This window comes from Streptomyces sp. NPDC048411, assembly GCF_040704695.1.
Lineage (GTDB): Bacteria > Actinomycetota > Actinomycetes > Streptomycetales > Streptomycetaceae > Streptomyces.
On the sequence record NZ_JBEZKL010000002.1, the window covers coordinates 21,712 to 43,610 of the forward strand.

Below are 21,899 nucleotides of genomic sequence, written 5' to 3' on the forward strand. Positions count from 1 at the left end.
CCGCGCATCGCGGCGCAGCGTACGGCGTCCGCCGGGCGTACGGCGCGACTTCGCGGACACGACCCAGGGACTTTCGTCCGGATCCAACCGGACCCGCGGGGTCCCGCCGTCCGGCACCGCACTGAAGGCCGCAACTGATCAACACCTCTGGAGAAGAGATGTCTGTCCCGCTGCACGAACTGATCGCCCACCAGGCCGTCCGTACTCCCCACGCCACCGCGGTCGACGACGCTCAAGGGGCGATGACGTACGCGCAGCTGGACCGGCGCGCGAACCGGATCGCGCGACTGCTCCAGGCCGGCGGCGTGGGCCCGGAGGCGCGGGTGGCGGTCTGCCTGCCGCGCGGCCGTGACCTGGTCGCGGCGCTGCTCGGGGTCTGGAAGACCGGCGCGGCCTATGTGCCGCTGGACGCCGCCCACCCGGCCGAGCGGACCGCGTGGATGGTCGAGGACAGCGGCGCGGTGAAGCTGCTGACCGTCACCGCGTCGGCCGGTGCGGTCGACGGGCTGCTGCCCGACGGCACCGTGCTGCTGGACGGCGCGGACAGCGGACTCGACGCGCTGCCGGACACCGCCCCCGACCCGGTCGGTGTGGACCCGCTGAACGCCGCGTACCTCACCTACACCTCCGGCTCCACGGGGCGACCCAAGGGGGTGCTCGTCGAGCACGGCGGGATCGCCAACCGGGTCTCCTGGACGGTGGACCGTCAGGAACTCGGCCCGCAGGACCGGATGCTGCAGAAGACTGTGCTCACCTTCGACGCGGCGGCCTTGGAACTCTTCGCGCCGCTCGTCGCGGGCGGCACCGTGGTGATGGCCCCCGAGGGCGCCGAGTCCGACCCGGCCTTGCTGGTGCGTACGATCGCCGAGCAGCGGATCACCGTCCTGCAGGGCGTGCCGTCCGTGCTGCGCCTCCTCGCCGAGGAGCCCGGCTGGCCGGAGTGCACCGGGCTGCGGCTGGTCTTCTCCGCGGGCGAGGCGCTCGACGCCGAGCTGTGCCGCAGGCTCGGTGAGCCGACCGGCGCCACCGTCTGGAACACCTACGGTCCCACCGAGTGCTCCATCGACGTCACGGGTCAGGAGTTCGACCCGGAGCAGCACACCGAGGCGGTGCCCATCGGCCGTCCCCTCGACAACCTGCGGGTCTACGTGCTGGACGAGGAGCTGGACCCGGTTCCGATCGGTGTCGTCGGCGAGCTGTACGCCGCGGGCACCGGTGTGGCCCGTGGCTATGCCGGCAACCCCGCCCAGACCGCCGACCGTTTCGTGCCCGACCCGCACGGCCCGGCCGGCAGCCGGATGTACCGCACCGGTGACCTCGCCCGCTGGCGCTCCGACGGCGCCCTCGCCTACCTCGGCCGGGTCGACCACCAGGTCAAGGTGAACGGCGTACGGATCGAGCCCGCCGAGGTCGAGGCCGCGCTGGGCGCGCACCCCGACATCCGTGGCGCGGTCGTCGGCGCGTACACCGTGGCCGGTGCCAAGCGGCTGGTCGCCCATCTGGTCTCGGCCCGCCGCATCCCGCGCGACGAGCTGCGCAGCTTCCTGCGCCGCCGGCTGCCCGAGCCGATGATCCCGGCCCAGTTCGTCCCGGTGGACGCCTTCCCGCTCACCTCGAACGGCAAGGTGGACCGCGCCGCGCTGCCCGACCCGCAGGCGGCCGCCGTCGACGGCAGCGGTGAGGGCCCCGCCCATATCGCCCCCCGTACGCCCGCCGAGCGGCTGGTCGCCCAGGTCTGGGAGCAGCTGCTCCAGGTCGAACGGGTGGGTGTGCACGACGACTTCTTCGCCCTCGGCGGCTCCTCGCTGGTCCTGACCCGGCTCGCGGTCGCGCTGGGCAAGGCGTCCGGCGACGACATCCAGCTCCGTGGTCTCTTCGGTGCCTCGACCGTGGAGGCGCAGGCCCGGCTGATCGAGGAGTCCCGTCCGGCCGTGCCCGCGGTGGTCCCGGTGGGCCGTGACACCCCGCTGCCGCTCTCCTTCGGGCAGCACCGGCTCTGGTTCCTGGACCGGATGCACCCGTGCAGCCCGGAGTGGGTGGCCCCGCTGTTCCTGCGGCTGCCCGCGGGCACCGGCGCCGAGACCGTCCGATCGGCGCTGGACACGCTGGAGGAGCGGCACGAGGCGCTGCGCACCCGGTACGTGCTGGAGGGCGAGGAGCCCCGCCAGGTCGTCGCTCCGGCACAGCCGGTGGAGCTGCGGGTGGTGGACGCGGGCGAGAGCGAGCTCGAACAGCTCTTCGGTGAGCAGTTCGGCCGGGGTTTCGACCTGACCGACGGCCCGCTCTGGCGGGCGCTGCTGGTGCGGGTGCCGATCGGCGGCCCGGTGCTGCTGGTGACGACCCACCACATCGCCAGTGACGGCTGGTCGACCGTCGTCATGGAGCGCGAGATCCGCGAGCTGTGCGCCGCCGCGGCCGAGTTCCGCAGCCCCGAACTCCCGCCGCTGCCGGTGCAGTACGCGGATTACGCGGCCTGGCAGGCGGCCCGCTCCGACGACACGGTGCTGGACCGCGAGCTGGACTACTGGAAGACCGCCCTGCGCGGCATGCCGGAGCTCCAGCTGCACACCGACCGGCTGCGCCCGGCCCGCCGCGACGGCAAGGGTCAGGGGGTCCGGTTCTCCGTCCCCGCGGGTCTCGCCGACGCGCTCAGCGGGATCGGCCGGCAGCACGGCGCGACGCAGTACGCCACCCTGCTGGCCGTCTTCGCCGCGCTGCTCTCCCGGCACAGCGGACAGTACGACTTCGGCATCGGCAGCCCGGTCACCGGCCGGCTCAGGCCGGAGACCCAGGACACCGTCGGCTTCTTCCTCAACTCGCTCGTGATGCGCTGCGACCTGACCGGCGACCCGAGCTTCGCCGAGCTGCTGGGCCGCACCAAGGACACCGCGCTGTCCGGCTTCGCCCACCAGGAGCTGCCGTTCGAGCGGCTGGTGGACGAGCTCCAGCCGGTGCGTGACCTGTCGCGCACCCCCCTCTACCAGGTGGCCTTCGACCTCCAGGACGAGGGAGCGACGTCGGTGGCCGCCGACGGTGTGCTGATGGACGCCTTCCAGGGAGCCTGGCGGGTGGCGAAGACGGACCTGACGATGTTCATCTGGCGCCAGGCCGACGGCTCGCTGAACGGTGCGCTGGAGTACGCGACCTCGCTCTTCGACCGCTCCACGGTGGAGCGGATGGCCGACCACTTCGTGCGGCTGCTGCAGGGTGTGGTGGACGCGCCCGGCACCGCCCTGTCGGCGATCGACATCACCTCGGTCCACGAGCAGCGCCTGCTGCGGGTCTGGAACGACTCGGCGGTGCGGGTGGCCGAGGTGTCGGTGCCGGAGTTGGTGGCGCGTCAGGTGGCTTTGGTGCCGGATGCGGTGGCGCTGGAGTGTGGTGAGGAGCGGCTCGGTTACGCGGAGTTGGATGTGCGGGCGAACCGTCTGGCGCACCGGCTGATGGCGGCGGGTGTGGGGCCTGAGTCGACGGTGGCGGTGCTGTTGGACCGGTCGGTGGATCTGGTGGTGTCACTGCTTGCGGTGTGGCGGGCGGGTGCGGGGTATGTGCCGATGGATCCGGTGCTTCCGGTGGGCCGGATCGCCGGCATGGTGGAGGAGGCCCGGGTTTCGGTGGCGGTGACCTCGGCCGCGTATGCGGATCGGTTCGATGTGGATGTGGTCCGGGTCGACGACCCGGGTCTGGCGGAGTTCTCGGGCTTTGCGCCTTCGGTGGCGGTGGATCTGGATTCGGTGGCGTATACGGTCTTCACGTCGGGTTCGACGGGTCGGCCGAAGGGTGTGCAGGTCTCGCACCGTAGCCTGGTCAACCATGTCGACTGGGCGGTACGTGAGTTGGCTGCCTCCTGGTCGGGTGGTGCGCCGGTCTTCTCGTCGGTCGCTTTTGACCTGGTTGTGCCGAACGTGTGGGCGCCGCTGGCTGCGGGTCAGCGGACCTGGCTGTGGGATGGTGAGCTGACGGAGCTGGGCGGGAGCCTGGTGGCCGCGGGTCCGTTCTCCTTCATCAAGCTGACTCCCGGGCATCTGGAAGTGCTGTCCGGTCAGCTCTCCGACGAGGAGATCCAGGCGCTGACCGGTCGGGTCGTGGTGGCGGGTGAGGCGTTGCCGGGTGCGCTGGTGGAGCGCTGGCGGAACCTGCTGGGCAATGGGCAGGTGATGAACGAGTACGGCCCCACCGAGACCACGGTCGGTACCTGTGTCTTCCCGCTGGTCGAGCCGTTCGAGGGGGTCGTGCCGATCGGGCGTCCGTTGCCGAACATGGTGATGCGGGTGCTGGACACCGAACTTCGGCCGGTTCCGGTGGGTGCGGTCGGTGAGTTGTTCGTCGGTGGTGCGGGGGTGGCGCGTGGGTATGCGTTCCGTCCGGGTGCGACGGCGGAGAAGTTCCTGCCGGATCCGTACGGTCCGGCCGGCTCCCGGCTGTATCGCACGGGTGATCTGGCGCGGTGGCGGAGCGATGGTGCGGTGGAGTTCCTCGGCCGGATCGACGACCAGGTCAAGATCCGTGGCTACCGGATCGAACTGGGTGAGATCCGGGCGGCGTTGACCGCGCATCCGCAGGTCACCGATGCGGCGGTGGTCGTATCGGAGGACCAGCGGCTGATCGCCTACGTCGTCGGTGAGATCCCCGACCTGACCGACGCGCTGCCCGAGTACATGGTGCCGTCCGCGTACGTCCAGCTCGACGCGATCCCGCTGACCGCCAACGGCAAGCTCGACCGCCGCACCCTCCCCGACCCCGACACCGCGGGCCAGGAAGGCTTCGTCGCCCCGCGCACCCCCACCGAGCAGCGCATCGCGGCCATCTGGCAGGACCTGCTGGGCAAGGAGGCGAGCGCACAGGACAGCTTCTTCGACCTGGGCGGCCACTCCATCCTCGCGGTGCGTCTGGTCTCGCGGCTCCAGAACGAGTTCGACCTCGACCTGCCGATGCGCGTCGCCTTCGAGAGTCCCACGATCGCGCAGCTCGCGGTGGAGATCGAGGACCGCGTCCGGGCCGAGATCGACGCCGTGCTCACCGAGACCCACTGACCCCGCCGAGACGAAGGACGTCCTCATGCGACACCTCATCTCCATCACCGACCTGACCGACGACGACCTGCGCGGACTCGTGGCACGCGGGGCCGAGTTCGCGGCCGGGGCCGTGGCGGACTCCCTCCGGGACGCGATCGTCGGCATCTACTTCCGGCGCACCTCGACCCGTACCCGTACCGCCTTCACCAGCGGCGCGCTGCGGCTCGGCGCGAAGACCGTGACGTTCGGGCCCGGCGACCTCCAGCTGAACACCGGGGAGACCACCGAGGACACCGGCCGGGTGCTCTCCGGGATGCTGGACCTGCTGGTGGCCCGGACCGCCGACGCCACCGAGGAACTGCGCACCTGGGCGGCGGCCGGGCCGATGTCGGTCGTCAACGCGATGAGCGCCGAGGAGCACCCCACCCAGGGGCTCACCGACCTCACCACGCTGCACCACCACTTCGGGCGGGTCGACGGCCTGCGCGTGCTGTACGTCGGCGAGGGCAACAACAGCGCGGCCGCGCTGGCCCTGGCACTGACCCGGTTCCCCGGCACCGAGCTGGAGCTGCGCACCCCGCGCGGATACGGGCTGGCGCCGGAGATCCTCGCCACCGCGGCCGAGCAGGCGGCGCGCAGCGGGTCGAAGCTCTCCGAGCAGCACGACATGACCGGACTGCCGGCCGGGTTCGACGCCGTGTACACCACCCGATGGCAGACCACCGGGACCAGCAAGCCGACCGCCGACTGGCGTGAGGTGTTCGCGCCGTTCCAGGTCACCCGGGAGCTGTGGCGGGACAGCCCGGACGCGGTCTTCCTGCACGACCTGCCCGCCCACCGGGGCGAGGAGGTCACCGCCGAGGTGCTGGACGGCCCGGCGAGCATCGCCTTCACCCAGGCCACGCACAAGCTGCACAGCGCCATGGCGGTCCTTGAATGGTGCCGGGCCGCCCGTCCATGAGCACCGAGGGGGGATACCGCACGCGGGGGAAGGGTAAGCACGAAATGCCCTCGCTGCGCAGCTACCGCGACTTCCGGCTCCTGTGGACCGGCTCCGCGATGTCGGTCATGGCCGAGCGCTGCTCGGGCATGGCCTTCACCCTGCTGGTGCTCTGGCACACCGGGTCGAAGAGCGCGGCGGGGCTGGTGGGGTTCGCCGGTCTGCTCCCCGCGCTGGTGGTCCAGCTGCCGGCCGGGGTGCTGGTGGACCGGATGAACCGGCGCCGGGTGATGATGACCTGCGTCCTGGTGCGGATGGCGGCGGTCGCCACGGTGGCGGCCTCGCTGCTGGGGGACCGGGTCTGGGTCTGGCACATCGCCCTGGTGGCATTCATCCAGAGCAGCATGACGGTCTTCTACCAGCTGTCCGAGCGGGCCATGGTCCGCGGTGTGGTGCCGCCCCGGCAGCTCGGCGCGGCGATGGCGACGAACGAGGCCCGCTCCAGGGGGGTCAACTTCATCGGCCATCCGACGAGCGGTGCCATGTTCGGGCTCTCCGCCTGGGTGCCGTTCATGTCGAGCGTCACGCTCTATCTGTTCTCACTGATCACGCTGGTGCGGCTGCGCGGGGAGAACGAGCCGCCACGCCGTCCGAACAAGCGCCGCAAGATACGTGAGGACATCTCTGTCGGTCTGCGCTGGGTATGGAATCGAGCCTATTTCCGTACGGCGCTGCTGATCATCGCGGGCAGCAATCTGGTGTTCCAGGGTCTGATCCTGACCGTGGCCGTGGTGATCAGGGAGGACGGCGGAGCGGCGGGCACGATCGGCCTGATCATGGCGGCCGGGGGGATGGGCGGCCTGTGCGGGGCGCTCACCGGCGGCTGGCTGAACAAGCGGCTGGCGATGCGTCACATGATGATCCTGGCGCACGCCGCGTGGGCCGTGGTCATGCCCGCAGCGGTATTTTTCAGACAACCTGTGGCACTTGGTGTTCTCTTTTTCATAACGTCTCATATAGGAGCCACTGTTACTGTCTCCGGCATGTCTTATCAGGTGCGCATCACCCCCAACAACATGCAGGGGCGGGTCGGCAGTGTCGTCATGCTCCTGGTGTCCGGGGCGAGTTCACTCGGCGCACTCGGTACCGGATATCTGCTGGAGGCCGTCGGCAGCCGTCACACCCTGATGGTGGTGTCCGGCGTGATGGTGGTGCTGGCCCTGGTGGCGGCCGTGGTCTTCAGCAGGCCCGGGGCGGCCCGGGAGGACCGTCAGGACAACAACGAACCTCCCGAAGCGGTGCACACGCCCGTCCCGCCGGCGGCGACCGATTCGCCGGTGGTACCCGAGATGCCCGAGCCGGCTTCCGTCGCGGACGGGGCGACGGCCGATCCCCTCACGACCCTGGAAGCGCGGAGAACCGATGGATGACGCAGTGCGACTGGAGTCGCTGACCAAGACCTACGGCTCCGGCGACAGCGTGGTGAGCGCGTTACGCGAGATCAGCCTTTCCTTTCCGCGGGGGAGTTTCACCGCGATCATGGGTCCGTCGGGCTCCGGCAAGTCGACGCTGCTCCAGTGCGCCGCCGGACTCGACCGGCCGACCTCGGGGGAGGTGTTCATCGACGGCCGCAGCCTCGCCGGGATGAACGAGACCCGGCTCACCGAGCTCCGCCGGGAGTCCACCGGCTTCATCTTCCAGGCCTTCAACCTGCTGCCTTCGCTGACTGCCGAACAGAATGTGGCGCTGCCCATGCGGCTGTCCGGCCGCAAGCCCGACAGGAGGACGGTGCGTCAGGCGCTGGCCCAGGTGGGGCTGGAGAACAAGGCGGGCAACCGCCCGAGCCAGCTCTCCGGCGGCCAGCAGCAGCGGGTGGCCATCGCCCGCGCCCTGGTGTCCAGGCCCGCCGTGCTCTTCGCCGACGAGCCCACCGGGGCGCTGGACCTCACCACCGGGCGCGAACTCCTGGACACCCTGCGCGGACTGGTCGGCCAGGTCACCGGTTCCGAGGCCGGCCAGGAGGACCGGGTGACCACCACCATCGTGATGGTCACCCACGACCCGAACGTCGCCGCGTACGCGGACCGGGTGCTGTTCCTCGCCGACGGCACCCTGGTCGGCGAGGAGCTCTCGCCCACCGCCGAGGCCGTCGCCGCCCGGATGACGTATCTGGCGGTGTCGCAGTGATCAGGGTGGCCTTCCAGACCCTGCGGGCGCGATGGGTGTCGTTCCTCGGCACCGTCGTCGCCCTGGTGCTCGGGGTCGCCCAGGTCGCGGCCATGGGGCTGCTCCTGATGACGATGCTGGACATGCCCGACCGGCCGGTGGAACGGTTCGCCGGCGCGGCGGCCGTGGTCCAGCCGTCCTCCGCAGGTTGGAACGACGCCCAGCACGACCTGGGCATCCGTTCCCCCGAAGCGGCCCGGGGCATCTCTCCCGAGCTGCGGGACAAGGTCGCGGCCACCGGGCAGACCGTGGTGGACCGGGCGTTCTACGCCCAGCTCGAAGGCGGCCCCAAGGACCAGGTGGGCCACCCCTGGGCGGTGGCCGGGTTCGGCGGCTACAAGCTGGTCGACGGCAGGCAGCCTACCGGGGACCGCGACATCGTCGTCCCCTCCGACCAGGCCCGCACTGGTGACAGGGTGACCGTCCTGACCGCGTCCGGCGTCGAGCCGTACACGGTCAGCGGCACCGTCTCGCCGGTCGGCTACGAGGACGCGGTCTTCTTCTCCGACGCGGAGGCCGCCCGGCTCTCCCCGCGAATCGAGTCCCTGGTCGCGCTCGGCCCGCTCGCGGCGGTCAAGGCCGCCGTCGGTGACAGCGCCACCGTGCTCACCGGTCAGGACCGGCACAAGGCGGACGCCAGCGAGGCGGCCGACCGGGAGACGCTCGACAACACGATCACGCTGGTGCCGGTGATGGCCAGCGTGGCGGGGACCACCGCGATCTTCGTGGTGGCGTCCACCTTCGCCTTCGCGGTCGTCCAGCGCCGCCGGGAGGTGGCGCTGCTGCGCGCCGTCGGCGCCACGCCCAAGCAGGTGCGCAAGATGGTCCGCAACGAGGCACTGCTCGTCGGCGGCGCGGCCTCCGCGATCGGCGCGCTCCTGGGACTGTTCGGCGCGCAGCTGCTCGCCGACATGCTGATCTCGATGGACATCTCGCCCCCGTGGTTCACCGTGGAGCCGTCGCTGCACTGGACCGTGCTGGCACCGCTCGTCGCCGCGTTCCTGGTCGGTCTGGTGGTCTCCGTCGGCGGTGCGGCCTCCGCGGCCCGCCGGGCCGGCTCCATCCAGCCGATCGAGGCGCTGCGCGAGGCCTCCGTCGATGACACCGGGGTGACGCCGGGCCGTGCGCTGCTCGGCGGGATCGCCCTGGTCGGCGGGGTCGGCTGGACGGCCTGGATCGCCACCGGTTCGCCGGGCACGGTGCTCTCGCCGACCGTGTACGTGGTCTCGCTGATGGTGCCGGTGCTGGCCGCAGCGGTGCTCGCGCCGCTGGTCGTCGGACCGCTGACCAGACTGCTGATGTGGCCGTTCCGGCATGCCTCGGGGCCCACCGCAATGCTGGTCCGGGAGAGCGCGCTGACCTCGCGTCGGCGTACCGCGGCGACCGCCGCCCCGGTCCTGCTCACCGTGGGGCTGTCCTTCTCGCTGCTCGCCGCCACCGACTCGCTCGGCGCGGCCCGCGACAGCGGACTGCAGAACCGGGTCACCTCGCAGTACGCGCTCGCCCCCGACCACACCCCGGGCATCAGCCCGCAGGTGGTCGACCGGGTCGCGCGCATCGACGGGGTGAAGATCGTCGCCCCCGTCCTGACCACGATCTACGCCAAGGACGAGGACCGATACGACGAGAACGACGGGCTCGTCGTCGACCCCGCGGCGCTCAAGCGGACGATGGACCTCAAGGTCACCGAGGGTTCCCTGGACGATCTCGACGACAACAGCATGGCCGTGGCCGACCTGTGGGGCATGGACCTCGGATCCAGGCAGAAGCTGCTGATGGCGGACGGCCAGGAGGTCGAACTCCGGGTGGCCGCCGTGTACAAGGCACTGCGTGGCGAGGACGTCGCCTATCTGCCCCAGCGGTTCGCCGGGACGGCGCTCTACGCACGGGACGGGCTGGCCCGGCGCGCGTACATCACGCTGGACCCGGGCGTCGACCGCACGGCGGTCACCGCCCAGATCCGCAAGGCGGTGGCGGGCAGCGGCGCGACATTCATGACGAGGGACCAGCTGGTCGAGTCGGAGAGCGCGTACGCCCGTCATCTCACCGAGGTGCGGCAGCGTTCCACGGCCCTGATCATCATGCTGTTCTGCTTCATCGCGATCCTCAACACCCTGCTCATGGCGACCGCCGACCGCCGGCGCGACCTGGCGGTGCTGCGGATGACGGGGGCCACGCCCCGGCAGGTGGTGCGGTTCTTCCTCGCCGAGTCGCTGCTGGTCTCCGCGATCGGCCTGGTACTGGCCCTGGTGGCCACGGTGGTCAACCTCACCGGGTTGTGGAGCGCGCTGTTCCAGCTGTTCGGTACGACACCGATCGTGGTGCCGTACGCGATCGTCATCGGCGTCGCCGCCGTCTCCACCCTGCTCGCCGTCATCGGCACGGTGCTGCCGGTCGGCGCGGCGCTGCGGGCCAGGGCCGTGCAGTTCGTCGGCTCGCGCGAGTAGCCCGCCCCGCCCCACCGCTCCACCTGTGACCCACGCGGTCCGGTCCCGCCACCCCCGACGGGACCGGGCCGCGTGCTGCGTCGTGCCCGTACGACGGCGGCCGCGGGCTCCCCGGCCCGGCCCGGCGGCCGTCCCCTGGCCCGGCGGCGGCCGGAAAAGAGGACCGGTAAGAGAGCCGATAAGAGGGCCGGTATAGGTCGGCGCCCGAAGCTGAGGGCGAATCCGACCACCGAAGGGAAACCGTCATGGCTGACGAGCAGACCGACCTCCGTGTCTACCAGGTCGTCCTGAACGACGAGGAGCAGTACTCGATCTGGGACGCGGACCGGGAGCTGCCGGCCGGCTGGCACGCCGAGGGCACCGAGGGCGCCCGGCAGGACTGCCTCGACCGGATCGAGGAGCTGTGGACGGACATGCGTCCGGCCAGCCTGCGCCGCCGTATGGAGCAGGCGGGCGTCTGAGCGCCACTCCGCCGGCCCGGCCGACGGCAGCAGCTCCGCGCACACCACAGCACGCATCACCCCGCGCGCGTCACACGCACGCACAGGCAGCACACCCAGTAGTCGTACGGAACGAAGGTCGGGAGGGGCGCTCAGCATGAGTACTGGCGAAGTTCGCACGGGCGGACAGGCCGAGGAGAGGCGCGAGGAACTGGTGCGCGCCCGGCTCGCCGGAGGCCGCAGCGGCCGGCGTGCCGCAGTGGTTCCGGTCGACCGGAGCGGCCCGCTGGCGCTCTCCCACGGCCAGCAGCAGATGTGGTTCCTGAGCCGGCTCGACCCGGACAGCTGGGAGTACAGCGTCCCCGTCGCCCTCCGGCTGCGTGGACCGCTCGGGACCGACGTGCTGCGCCGCAGCTTCGACGAGCTGGTGGCCCGGCACGAGATCCTGCGCACCCGCTACCGGCTGGAGGGCACCGAAGCCGTTCAGCTGATCGACCCTCCCGCCCCCTTCGACCTGCCCGTCGACGACCTCACCGGCACCGGTGGTTCCACCGCCGACCGCGAGCGGCGCGCCCTGGCACTGGCCGAGGCCGAGCCGGGCCGCCCGTTCGACCTGGAGAACGGCACCCCGCTGCGCGCCCGGCTGATCCGGATCGCCGACGACGACCATCTGCTGGTCGTGGTCTTCCACCACGTGGCCTGCGACGAATGGTCAGTCGGCCTCTTCATGTCCGAACTCTCCGCCGTGTACGGGGCGTTCGGCCAGGGCGAGAAGTCGCCGCTGGCCCCGCTCCCGGTGCAGTACGCCGACTACGCGGCCTGGCAGCGCGAGCGGCTGGCCGGTGACGCGCTCACCAAGCAGCTCGACTACTGGCGCGGCCAGTTGGCCGACAGCACGCCCCTCGAAGTACCCACCGACCGGCGCCGCCCGGCGAACCGCAGCTACGCGGGCGACGCGGTGCCCGTGCTGCTCCCCGCCCCGCTGGCGGAGAAGCTGCGCGAGCTGGGCTCCGCGCACGGCGCCACCCCGTTCCAGACCCTGCTGGCCGGCTACCAGGCGCTGCTCTCCCGCTACACCGGGCGCGACGACATCGCGGTCGGCACCGTGGTCTCCGGCCGCTCCCGCCCCGAGCTGGAGCAGCTCATCGGCTACGGCATCAACACCCTGGTGCTGCGCGGCCGCTGGCAGGGCGACCCGACGTTCCGGCAGATGCTGACCGGCGCCCGAGAGACGGTCCTGGACGCCTTCGACAACCAGGAGTTCCCGTTCGCCCGGATCGTGGACGAGCTGGTGCCGGTACGGGACATGTCCCGCACCCCGCTCTGCCAGGTGGCCTTCACCATGCACCGAGAGCGCACCCGTGACTTCCGGCTCCCCGGCGTCGACGCCGAGACCCTGCACGCCACTTCGCAGGTCTCCCGCTTCGACCTCACCCTTCAGCTGCGCGAGGCGGCCGACGGTTCGGTCACCGGCACTCTGGAGTACAGCACCGCCCTCTACGACCGGACGACCGTCGAGCGGATGGCCCGGCACTTCGTCAACCTGGTCGAGTCCGCGGTCGCCGACCCCGACCTGCGGCTTTCCCGGCTGGAGCTGCTGGACGGCTCCGACCTGGCCGTGCTGCTGTCCGAGGCCCACCAGTACCGGGCCCCGGACCGCTGCGTCCACGAACTGGTCGAGGAGCGGGCCGCCGCCACCCCCGACGCCGTCGCCGTGGTCTTCGGCGATCAGCGGCTCAGCTACGCGGAGCTCAACGCCCGCGCCAACCGCCTCGCCCACCTGCTGCGCGAGAACGGCGCCGGCCCCGGTGGACTCGTTGGCGTCGGCCTGGACCGTGACCTGGACCTCGTACCCACCCTGCTCGGTGTGATGAAGTCCGGGGCCGGATACCTGCCGCTCGACCCGGAGCACCCGGCCGACCGCATCGGCTACACCGTCGAGGACGCGGGCGCCCGCCTGGTCGTCACCTCCGCCCGGCACGCCGCCCACCTGTCCGGTGTCGTCGACGGCCGGCTCGTCGTGCTGGACGACCCGGCGGACGCCGCGGCGCTGGCGGCGTCGCCGGACCACAACCCGGTCTCCGGCGCAGTGCCCGACGACCTGATCTACACCATCTACACCTCCGGCTCGACCGGCCGTCCCAAGGGTGTCGGCCTCAGCCACTCCAATGTGGTCCGCCTGTTCACGTCGACGGAGGAGCACTTCGGCTTCGGCGAGCAGGACGTCTGGACGCTCTTCCACTCGTACGCCTTCGACATGTCGGTCTGGGAGATCTGGGGCGCCCTCGTGTACGGCGGCCGGCTCGTCGTCGTACCGCCGGACGTGGCCCGCGCCCCCGAGGAGTTCCTGCGGCTCCTCGTCGACCAGCAGGTCACGGTCCTCAACCAGACCCCGTCCGCGTTCCGCGGCCTGGTCGCGCTGGCCGCCGACGGCAACCCATTGATCGAGGAACTGGCCCTGCGGTGCGTGTCGTTCGGCGGCGAGCGGCTCGACATACCGGCGCTGCGCCCCTGGGTGGCCCGCCGCGGGCTGGACCGCACCGAGCTGGCGAACCTGTACGGGATCACCGAGACGTGCGTGCACACCACGTTCCACCTGTTGACCGAGGCAGACCTCGACGACGGGACCGGGAACGCGATCGGCGTCCCGATCCGCGATCTCCAGGTCCACCTGTTCGGCCCGCACGGCGAGCTGGTCCCCATCGGTGTCCCCGGGGAGATCCACGTCGGCGGTCCCGGCGTCGCCCGGATGTACCTCAACCGGCCCGCGCTGACCGCCGAGCGGTTCGTCCCCGACCCGTACGGCGCGCCCGGCACCCGCCTCTACCGCAGCGGTGACCTCGCGTCCCGGCGCCCCGACGGCAGCCTGGACTACCTGGGTCGCATCGACCACCAGGTCAAGATCCGCGGCCACCGCATCGAACTCGGTGAGATCAAGGCCGCGCTCACCACCCACCCCCGGGTTCGGGACGCGGTCGTCGTGGCCCGCGAGGACACCCCCGGCGACCGCCGTCTCGTCGCCTACGTCGTCCCCACCAGCGACGCGGTCGCGGCCCCGAGCGAACTGCGCGCGCTGCTCGGCCGGTCGCTGCCCGAGTACATGATCCCCACGGCCTTCCTGGTCGTCGGCCGGATCCCGCTGACCGTCAACGGCAAGCTGGACCAGGCCGCGCTGCCGGCCCCCGACCGGGGCGCGCTCGGCGTGGAGACCACCCATGTCGCACCGCGCACCGCGGCCGAGGAGGAGATGGCCGCGGTCTGGCGCGAGGTGCTGGGCGTCGACGTCGTCGGCGTCGAGGACAACTTCTTCGACCTGGGCGGCGACTCGCTGCGCGCGGTGGCCCTGGTCGGCGCGTTGCGCGACAGCGAGTACGACGTCACGGTCCGCGACGTGTTCGAGCACCGGACCCCCGCCGAACTCGTCGCGTTCATCACCGGCCGCCCGGCGCCCGCGGTCCCGGAACCGGCCGTCGAACCGTTCGCCCTGCTCGCCCCGGAGGACCGCGACCGGCTCCCCGAGGGTCTGGTGGACGCGTACCCGCTGGCGCAGGTGCAGCTCGGCATGGTCGTCGAGATGCTCGCCGACGACGGCCGCAACCACTACCACAACTCCACCTGCTTCCGGATCCTCGACCCGCGCCCCTTCGACCTGCCGGTGCTCCAGGAGGCTGTGGACATCGTCCTGGCCCGGCACGAGATCCTCCGCTCCTCGTTCGCCATCGAGGGCTACTCCGTGCCTCTCCAGCTCGTCCACGCCGCGTCCGAGGTGGAGTCCCCGGTCGCCGCCCGCGACCTCACCGGGCTCGACGCAGCCGCCGTCGAGGCGTCCCTGCGCGCCTACATGGCCGAGGAGCGCAAGCAGCTCTTCGACCTGACCCGGGCGCCGCTCATCCGGTTCACCGGACACGCCTGCGACGACGGCTCCTGGTGGCTGACGCTGACCGAGTGCCACGCCGTACTGGAGGGCTGGAGCCACCACTCCCTGCTGATGGAGCTGGCGACCACCTACCGTGCGCTGTCCACCGGGCAGCCGCTGGAGCGGCCCGAACCCGCCGCCGTCCGTTACGCGGACTTCGTCGCGGCCGAGCTGGTCTCCCTCGCCGGCGACGAGGACCGCGCCTACTGGCGGCAGATCCTCGCCGACCACGCCCCGTTCGAGATCCCGGCGGGCTGGGGCGACGACCCGGAGCTGACTCCACGCGGCCTCAACCGCGCCTGGGTGCCGTACCACGACCTGGAGGCCGGGCTCCGGTCGCTGGCCGCGAAGGCGAAGGTCCCGATCAAGAGCGTCCTCCACGCGGTGCACCTGAAGGTGATGAGCCAGCTCACCCCGGAGAAGTCCTTCTTCACCGCGCTGGTCACCAACGCCAGGCCGGAGGCGGTCGGCGCCGAGCGGGTCTACGGCGTCTACCTCAACCCGCTCCCGTTCGCCTTCACCCGGGGCGCCGGGACCTGGCGTGATCTGGTGCGGCAGGTCTTCGACCAGGAGATCGAGGTCTGGCCGCACCGCCGCTTCCCGCTCGGGGTGATGCAGCGCGAGCTCAGCGAGACCGACCGCCTGGTCAACGTCCGCTTCAGCTACCAGAACTTCCGCCAGGTCGACCAGGACCTGGTCGACTATCCGGCCACCATCGACGACAGCCCCACGGAGTTCCCGCTGGGTGTCTCGACCCGGGCCGGCTTCATGGTGATCACCGCCAACCGCCATCTCATCGGCCGCGAGGGCACGGACCGTCTCGCGGCGATGTACCGCGCGGTCCTGGAGTCGATGGCCGCGGACGCCGACGGCGACGCCGGCGAGGTGTTCCTGCCCGGCGGCGAACGCGAGCGGGTCCTCACCGGCTGGAACGACTCGGCGGTGCGGGTGGCCGAGGTGTCGGTGCCGGAGCTGGTGGCGCGTCAGGTGGCTCTGGTGCCGGACGCGGTGGCGCTGGAGTGTGGTGAGGAGCGGCTCGGTTACGCGGAGTTGGATGTGCGGGCGAACCGTCTGGCGCACCGGCTGATGGCGGCGGGTGTGGGGCCTGAGTCGACGGTGGCGGTGCTGTTGGACCGGTCGGTGGATCTGGTGGTGTCACTGCTTGCGGTGTGGCGGGCGGGTGCGGGGTATGTGCCGATGGATCCGGTGCTTCCGGTGGGCCGGATCGCCGGCATGGTGGAGGATGCCCGGGTTTCGGTGGCGGTGACCTCGGCCGCGTAAGCGGATCGGTTCGATGTGGATGTGGTCCGGGTCGACGACCCGGGTCTGGCGGAGTTCTCGGGCTTTGCGCCTTCGGTGGCGGTGGATCTGGATTCGGTGGCGTATACGGTCTTCACGTCGGGTTCGACGGGTCGGCCGAAGGGTGTGCAGGTCTCGCACCGTAGCCTGGTCAACCATGTCGACTGGGCGGTACGTGAGTTGGCTGCCTCCTGGTCGGGTGGTGCGCCGGTCTTCTCGTCGGTCGCTTTTGACCTGGTTGTGCCGAACGTGTGGGCGCCGCTGGCTGCGGGTCAGCGGACCTGGCTGTGGGATGGTGAGCTGACGGAGCTGGGCGGGAGCCTGGTGGCCGCGGGTCCGTTCTCCTTCATCAAGCTGACTCCCGGGCATCTGGAAGTGCTGTCCGGTCAGCTCTCCGACGAGGAGATCCAGGCGCTGACCGGTCGGGTCGTGGTGGCGGGTGAGGCGTTGCCGGGTGCGCTGGTGGAGCGCTGGCGGAACCTGCTGGGCAATGGGCAGGTGATGAACGAGTACGGCCCCACCGAGACCACGGTCGGTACCTGTGTCTTCCCGCTGGTCGAGCCGTTCGAGGGGGTCGTGCCGATCGGGCGTCCGTTGCCGAACATGGTGATGCGGGTGCTGGACACCGAACTTCGGCCGGTTCCGGTGGGTGCGGTCGGTGAGTTGTTCGTCGGTGGTGCGGGGGTGGCGCGTGGGTATGCGTTCCGTCCGGGTGCGACGGCGGAGAAGTTCCTGCCGGATCCGTACGGTCCGGCCGGCTCCCGGCTGTATCGCACGGGTGATCTGGCGCGGTGGCGGAGCGATGGTGCGGTGGAGTTCCTCGGCCGGATCGACGACCAGGTCAAGATCCGTGGCTACCGGATCGAACTGGGTGAGATCCGGGCGGCGTTGACCGCGCATCCGCAGGTCACCGATGCGGCGGTGGTCGTATCGGAGGACCAGCGGCTGATCGCCTACGTCGTCGGTGAGATCCCCGACCTGACCGACGCGCTGCCCGAGTACATGGTGCCGTCCGCGTACGTCCAGCTCGACGCGATCCCGCTGACCGCCAACGGCAAGCTCGACCGCCGCACCCTCCCCGACCCGGACGCGAGCGCCGAGGACAGCTACGTGGCGCCCCGCACCCCCGCCGAGGAGTGCATCGCCGCCGTCTGGGGCCGGGTGCTCGGCCTGGAGCGGGTCGGGGTCGAGGACAACTTCTTCGACCTCGGCGGCCACTCCATCAAGGCCATCGCCCTGGTCGGCGCCCTGCGCGCCGAAGGGTTCGAGGCCGCCGTCCGCGACGTCTTCCAGCACCGCACGGTCGCCGGACTCGCCACCGCGCTCACCGGCGGCGAAGGCGAGACGGCCGCGGAGCAGGCGGCGGTCGCCCCGTTCGCTCAGGTCTCCGCCGAGGTGCGGGCCGCGCTCCCGAGCGGGCTCGTGGACGCGTACCCGATCTCCAAGGTGCAACTCGGCATGCTCGTCGAGATGCTCGCCGACGACGGGCTGAACAAGTACCACAACACGTCCACGTTCCGGATCAAGGACGGTCGGCCGTTCGACCCGGACGCACTGGACAGGGCCGCCCGGACGGTGGTGGAGCGGCACGAGATGCTCCGTACCTCCTTCGCGCTGGAGGAGTTCGAGGTACCGCTCCAGCTCGTCCACCCGAGCGCCGGGCTTCCGATCACCGTGCGCGACCTGCGGGGCCTGGACGCGGAGCGGTTCGCCGGGGCGCGGCAGGAGCACATCGCCGCCGAACGCGCCGAGCTGTTCGACCTGACCCGCCCCCCGCTGCTCCGCTTCTCCGCGCTGATCGAGTCCGAGGAGGCCTGGCACCTGGGCTTCACCCACTGCCACGCCATCACCGAGGGCTGGAGCCAGCAGTCCCTGCTGCGGGAGGTCCTTGACCTCTACCACGCGTACGCGGCCGGGGAGACGCCCGAGGAGCCGGAGCCCGTCGCGCTCCGCTATGCCGACTTCATCGCCGCCGAACAGGAGTCGCTGGAATCGGACGAGGACCGCGCCTACTGGCAGCGGATCGTCGACCGGCACGCTCCATGCGTGCTCCCGGCGGAGTGGGGTGACGGCAACGGAGCACCGCGCGAGGACTTCAAGCTGTCCGTGGAGTTCCGCGACATCGAGCCCCGGCTGCGGGCGTTCGCGAAGTCCAGCGGCACGTCGTTCAAGGCGGTCCTGCTGGCCACCCACCTGAAGGTGCTCAGCACGGTCACCGGCGAGGAGGCCTTCCACACCGGTGTGCTGTACAGCGCGCGTCCCGAAGTCCCGGGAGCGGAGCGGGTGTTCGGCATGTATCTCAATACGCTGCCGTTCGCCCACGACCGCACCGCCCGGACCTGGCGGGAACTGGTCCGGCAGGTCTTCGACCGGGAGGCGGAGGTCTACAGCCACCGCCGCCACCCGCTCCCGGCCGTGCAACGCCTCGCCGGCGGAAGGCGGTTGTTCGACATCATGTACCGCTACCAGGACTTCCACCAGGCGGACAACGGCACGGTGGACGTCCAGGCCGGCGCCGGTGACAGCTCCAACGAGTTCACCCTGTCCCTCGCGAACGTTCCGGGCCGGCTGGTCCTGCGGGCTGTCTCCACCGGGCTCAACCGGGCCAACGCCGAGCGGCTGGCCGGCATGTACCGGGCGGTGCTCGAAGCGATGGCCGCCGACCCCGACGGAGACGTGAACGTGGCACTCCTGTCCACGGCGGAACTGACGCAGGTCCTTGAGGACTGGAACGACACCGAGGTGGAGTGGGGATGAGAAGGTACGTCCACGAGGTGATCGAGGGGCAGGCCGCGGCCACCCCCGACGCCGTCGCCGTCCAGGTGGGGGAGCACACCCTCAGCTACCGGGAACTCGACCGCCGTGCCAACCGCGTCGCCCACCATCTGCGCGCGGCCGGGGTGGGCCCCGAATCGGTCGTCGGGGTGCTGCTGCACCGGGGCCCCGACACGCTGCCCACCCTGCTCGGCATCTGGAAGGCGGGCGGCTCCCATCTGCCGCTGGACGCCGGGCTGCCCACCGAGCGGCTGACCTACATGCTCGACGCCGCCGGGGTCCGGCTGACCGTCGCCCAGGGCTCCACCGCGGGGCGGCTGGGTGAGGGGTACGCCGGGGCGCTCGTCGATCTCGACCGGGACGCGGAGGGCATCGCGGCCCGGCCCGCCACCCCTGTCGACAGCTCGGCGGACCGGGACCCGGCGGATCCGGCCCGCACCCACCGGCTGGCCTACACGCTCTTCACGTCCGGCTCGACCGGCCGTCCCAAGGGGGTGCAGATCGCCCAGTTCTCCCTGGTCAACGTGCTCTTCTCGATGCGGGAGCGGCACCGGTCGGCGCCGGGGCACCGGTGGCTCGCCACGACCTCGCTCTCCTTCGACGTGTCGATGGCCGAGCTGTATCTGCCGCTGATCACGGGCGGCCGGGTGGTCCTCGCCACCGAGGACGAAGTGCGCGACGCCTCGGCGCAGTTGAAGCTGATCGAGAACGCCGGGATCACCCATGTTCAGGCCACCCCGGCCGGCTGGAAGCTGCTGCTGGCCGCGGGAATGGACCGGCTGCCGGTCACCGCGGTGACCACCGGGGAGGAGTGCCCGCCCGGACTCGCCCGGGACCTGGCCGGACGGGTGGGCCGGCTGATCAACCTGTACGGGCCCACCGAGGCGACCGTCTGGTGCACCGGCTGGGAGGTCCCGTCCGGCACCGAGACCGTGCCGATCGGCCGCCCGCTGCACAACTACCGGGCGTACGTGCTGGACGCGGCGCAGCGGCCGGTGCCGGTGGGTGTGATCGGTGAGCTGTACGTGGCCGGTGCCGGGGTGGCCCGCGGCTATGTGGGCCGGCCGGGGCTGACGGCCGAGCGGTTCGTGCCCGAGCCGTTCGGCGGGCCGCCCGGCTCCCGGATGTACCGCACCGGCGACCTGGCCCGGTTCCGGACCGACGGTGAGCTGGAGTGCCTGGGCCGGATCGACAACCAGGTCAAGATCCGCGGCTACCGCATCGAACTCGGCGAGATCGAGGAGCTCCTGCACGCCCACCCGGGTGTCCGGGACGCCGCGGTGGTGGCTCTGGACGACGCCCACGGCGAGAAGTGGCTGGCCGCCTATCTGGTCACCCAGGAGCGTCCCGGCAGGACCGCGGCCCCGGACCACACCGAGCTGCGCGACCGGCTGGCCGCCGCGCTGCCCTCCTACATGGTGCCCACCGCCTTCGTGATGCTGGACGCGCTGCCGCTCAACGCGGCGGGCAAGGTCGACCGCAAGGCGCTCCCGGTCCCCGGGCGGGCCGCGCTGGTCGCCGGCCGGGAGTACGTGGCGCCGCGCACCAGGACCGAACGGCTGCTGGTGGAGACCTGCGCCGAGGTGCTCGGGGTGGTCGAGGTCGGCGTACGGGACCGGCTGCTGGACCTGGGGGCCGACTCCATGCGCATCGTCCATGTGATGGCGGCGGCCCGGCGGGCCGGGCTCGGCCTCACGCTGCGGATGCTGCTGGACAGCGAGACCATCGAGGATCTCGCGGTGGCGCTCGACGGCACGACGCCGGACGGGCACGGAACCGACATGGGAACGGGCAGAACGATGAAGGTTTCAACTGCGCAGGCGGACCTGGCGGGTTCCGGCCTGGCGGAGGTGATGGCGGCCCACGGGGTGCCGGGCGCCGCGGTCGCAGTGCTCAGGGAAGGCCGGCTGGTCGGCGTCCAGGCGTACGGGGTTCGGTCCTCGGACACCGGCGCCCCGGTGACGCTGCGGACCCGCTTCCAGGCCGGTTCGATCAGCAAGCACGTCACCGCGTTCGCCGCGCTGCGCCTGGTCGACGCCGGTGTGCTCGGCCTGGACACGGACCTGGACGGCCATCTGGCCGAGCGCCGCGCCCCGCGCGCCCCGGGCGGCAATCCGGTGACCCTGCGTCATCTCCTCTCCAACACCGCGGGGTTCTCGCAGACCCCCGCCACCTGGTGGCGGCCGGGCGAGACGATGCCGGAGCTCTCCGCCGTGCTGGACGGGGTCCGGGCGGAGCACGAGCCCGGGGCGCTGTTCCGCAAGGCGGGCAGCCAGTGGGCGCTGGCCGAGCGGCTGCTGATGGACGTGACCGGGCAGGACTTCCCGGAGCTGGCGCAGGAGCTGGTGTTCCGGCCGCTGGCCATGCGGGACAGCTCCTTCGAGGCGTCCGAGGACCCGCACGGCGCCCGGAACGACGTGGCCGTCGGCCACGACCAGCACGGCAGGGCGCTGCTGGACGGCTACCGGGTGCGTCCGGTGCGGGCCGGCAGCGGGCTCTGGTCGTCGGCCGCCGACCTGGCGCAGCTCGCCGTGGAGATCCGCCAGGCCCACCTGGGCTTCTCCGAGCTGCTGCCCGCGAAGCTGGCCGGTGTGATGCTCACCGAGGCGTTCCCCGGCAGCTTCTACGGGCTGGGCACCGTCGTCGACGGCTCGCTGGCCGACCCGGAGTTCGGGCACGGTGGGCAGACCGCCGGGTTCCGTGCGCTGTCGTCGCTGCGGCTGCGTTCCGGCAGCGGCTGTGTGGTGCTGACCAACGCGGACAACGGCAAGCAAGTGCACAAGGTGGTCGCCGCCCAGCTCGGACGCGATCTGGTGGTCACCGCGGACTGACGGCCGGTCG

Annotated in this window: 9 protein-coding genes; all 9 read left to right on the forward strand. The window is 71.7% G+C overall.

Annotated elements, in window-relative coordinates:
- The first annotated feature begins 158 nt into the window (after window positions 1-158).
- The 9 genes from AB0915_RS00920 to AB0915_RS00960 all read left to right on the forward strand — a co-directional run bounded on the left by AB0915_RS00920 (window position 159) and on the right by AB0915_RS00960 (window position 21,889).
- Window positions 159-5,033, forward strand: a complete 4,875-nt coding sequence (locus AB0915_RS00920) for an amino acid adenylation domain-containing protein (protein WP_366689035.1) — start codon at window positions 159-161, stop codon at window positions 5,031-5,033.
- Window positions 5,034-5,058: 25 nt separating this feature from the next.
- On the forward strand, window positions 5,059-5,976 hold the full coding sequence (locus AB0915_RS00925; protein WP_366689036.1) for an ornithine carbamoyltransferase: 918 nt from the start codon (window positions 5,059-5,061) through the stop codon (window positions 5,974-5,976).
- A gap of 44 nt (window positions 5,977-6,020) precedes the next feature.
- A complete protein-coding gene (locus AB0915_RS00930; protein WP_366689037.1) occupies window positions 6,021-7,385 on the forward strand; it encodes an MFS transporter in 1,365 nt (454 codons plus the stop codon).
- Window positions 7,378-8,142, forward strand: a complete 765-nt coding sequence (locus tag AB0915_RS00935; RefSeq protein ID WP_366689038.1) for an ABC transporter ATP-binding protein — start codon at window positions 7,378-7,380, stop codon at window positions 8,140-8,142. Before AB0915_RS00930 ends, AB0915_RS00935 begins: the two co-directional genes overlap by 8 nt.
- A gap of 5 nt (window positions 8,143-8,147) precedes the next feature.
- The gene (locus AB0915_RS00940) at window positions 8,148-10,628 is read left to right on the forward strand and encodes an FtsX-like permease family protein (RefSeq protein ID WP_366689039.1); all 2,481 of its coding nucleotides are present in this window, start codon (window positions 8,148-8,150) and stop codon (window positions 10,626-10,628) included.
- A gap of 245 nt (window positions 10,629-10,873) precedes the next feature.
- On the forward strand, window positions 10,874-11,089 hold the full coding sequence (locus AB0915_RS00945) for an MbtH family NRPS accessory protein (RefSeq protein WP_366689040.1): 216 nt from the start codon (window positions 10,874-10,876) through the stop codon (window positions 11,087-11,089).
- Window positions 11,090-11,225: 136 nt separating this feature from the next.
- A complete protein-coding gene (locus AB0915_RS00950; RefSeq protein ID WP_366689041.1) occupies window positions 11,226-16,265 on the forward strand; it encodes an amino acid adenylation domain-containing protein in 5,040 nt (1,679 codons plus the stop codon).
- Between the two features lie 15 nt (window positions 16,266-16,280).
- A complete protein-coding gene (locus tag AB0915_RS00955) occupies window positions 16,281-19,040 on the forward strand; it encodes a condensation domain-containing protein (RefSeq protein WP_366689042.1) in 2,760 nt (919 codons plus the stop codon).
- The gene (locus AB0915_RS00960; RefSeq protein ID WP_366689043.1) at window positions 19,037-21,889 is read left to right on the forward strand and encodes an amino acid adenylation domain-containing protein; all 2,853 of its coding nucleotides are present in this window, start codon (window positions 19,037-19,039) and stop codon (window positions 21,887-21,889) included. Before AB0915_RS00955 ends, AB0915_RS00960 begins: the two co-directional genes overlap by 4 nt.
- The last annotated feature ends 10 nt before the right edge of the window (window positions 21,890-21,899 follow it).

Excerpts from the sequence above, each read along its gene's own strand:
- AB0915_RS00920 (WP_366689035.1), top strand. The coding sequence starts at position 159 with ATGTCTGTCCCGCTGCACGAACTGATCGCCCACCAGGCCGTCCGTACT.
- AB0915_RS00925 (WP_366689036.1), top strand. The coding sequence starts at position 5,059 with ATGCGACACCTCATCTCCATCACCGACCTGACCGACGACGACCTGCGC.
- AB0915_RS00930 (WP_366689037.1), top strand. The coding sequence starts at position 6,021 with ATGCCCTCGCTGCGCAGCTACCGCGACTTCCGGCTCCTGTGGACCGGC.
- AB0915_RS00935 (WP_366689038.1), top strand. The coding sequence starts at position 7,378 with ATGGATGACGCAGTGCGACTGGAGTCGCTGACCAAGACCTACGGCTCC.
- AB0915_RS00945 (WP_366689040.1), top strand. The coding sequence starts at position 10,874 with ATGGCTGACGAGCAGACCGACCTCCGTGTCTACCAGGTCGTCCTGAAC.
- AB0915_RS00950 (WP_366689041.1), top strand. The coding sequence starts at position 11,226 with ATGAGTACTGGCGAAGTTCGCACGGGCGGACAGGCCGAGGAGAGGCGC.
- AB0915_RS00960 (WP_366689043.1), top strand. The coding sequence starts at position 19,037 with ATGAGAAGGTACGTCCACGAGGTGATCGAGGGGCAGGCCGCGGCCACC.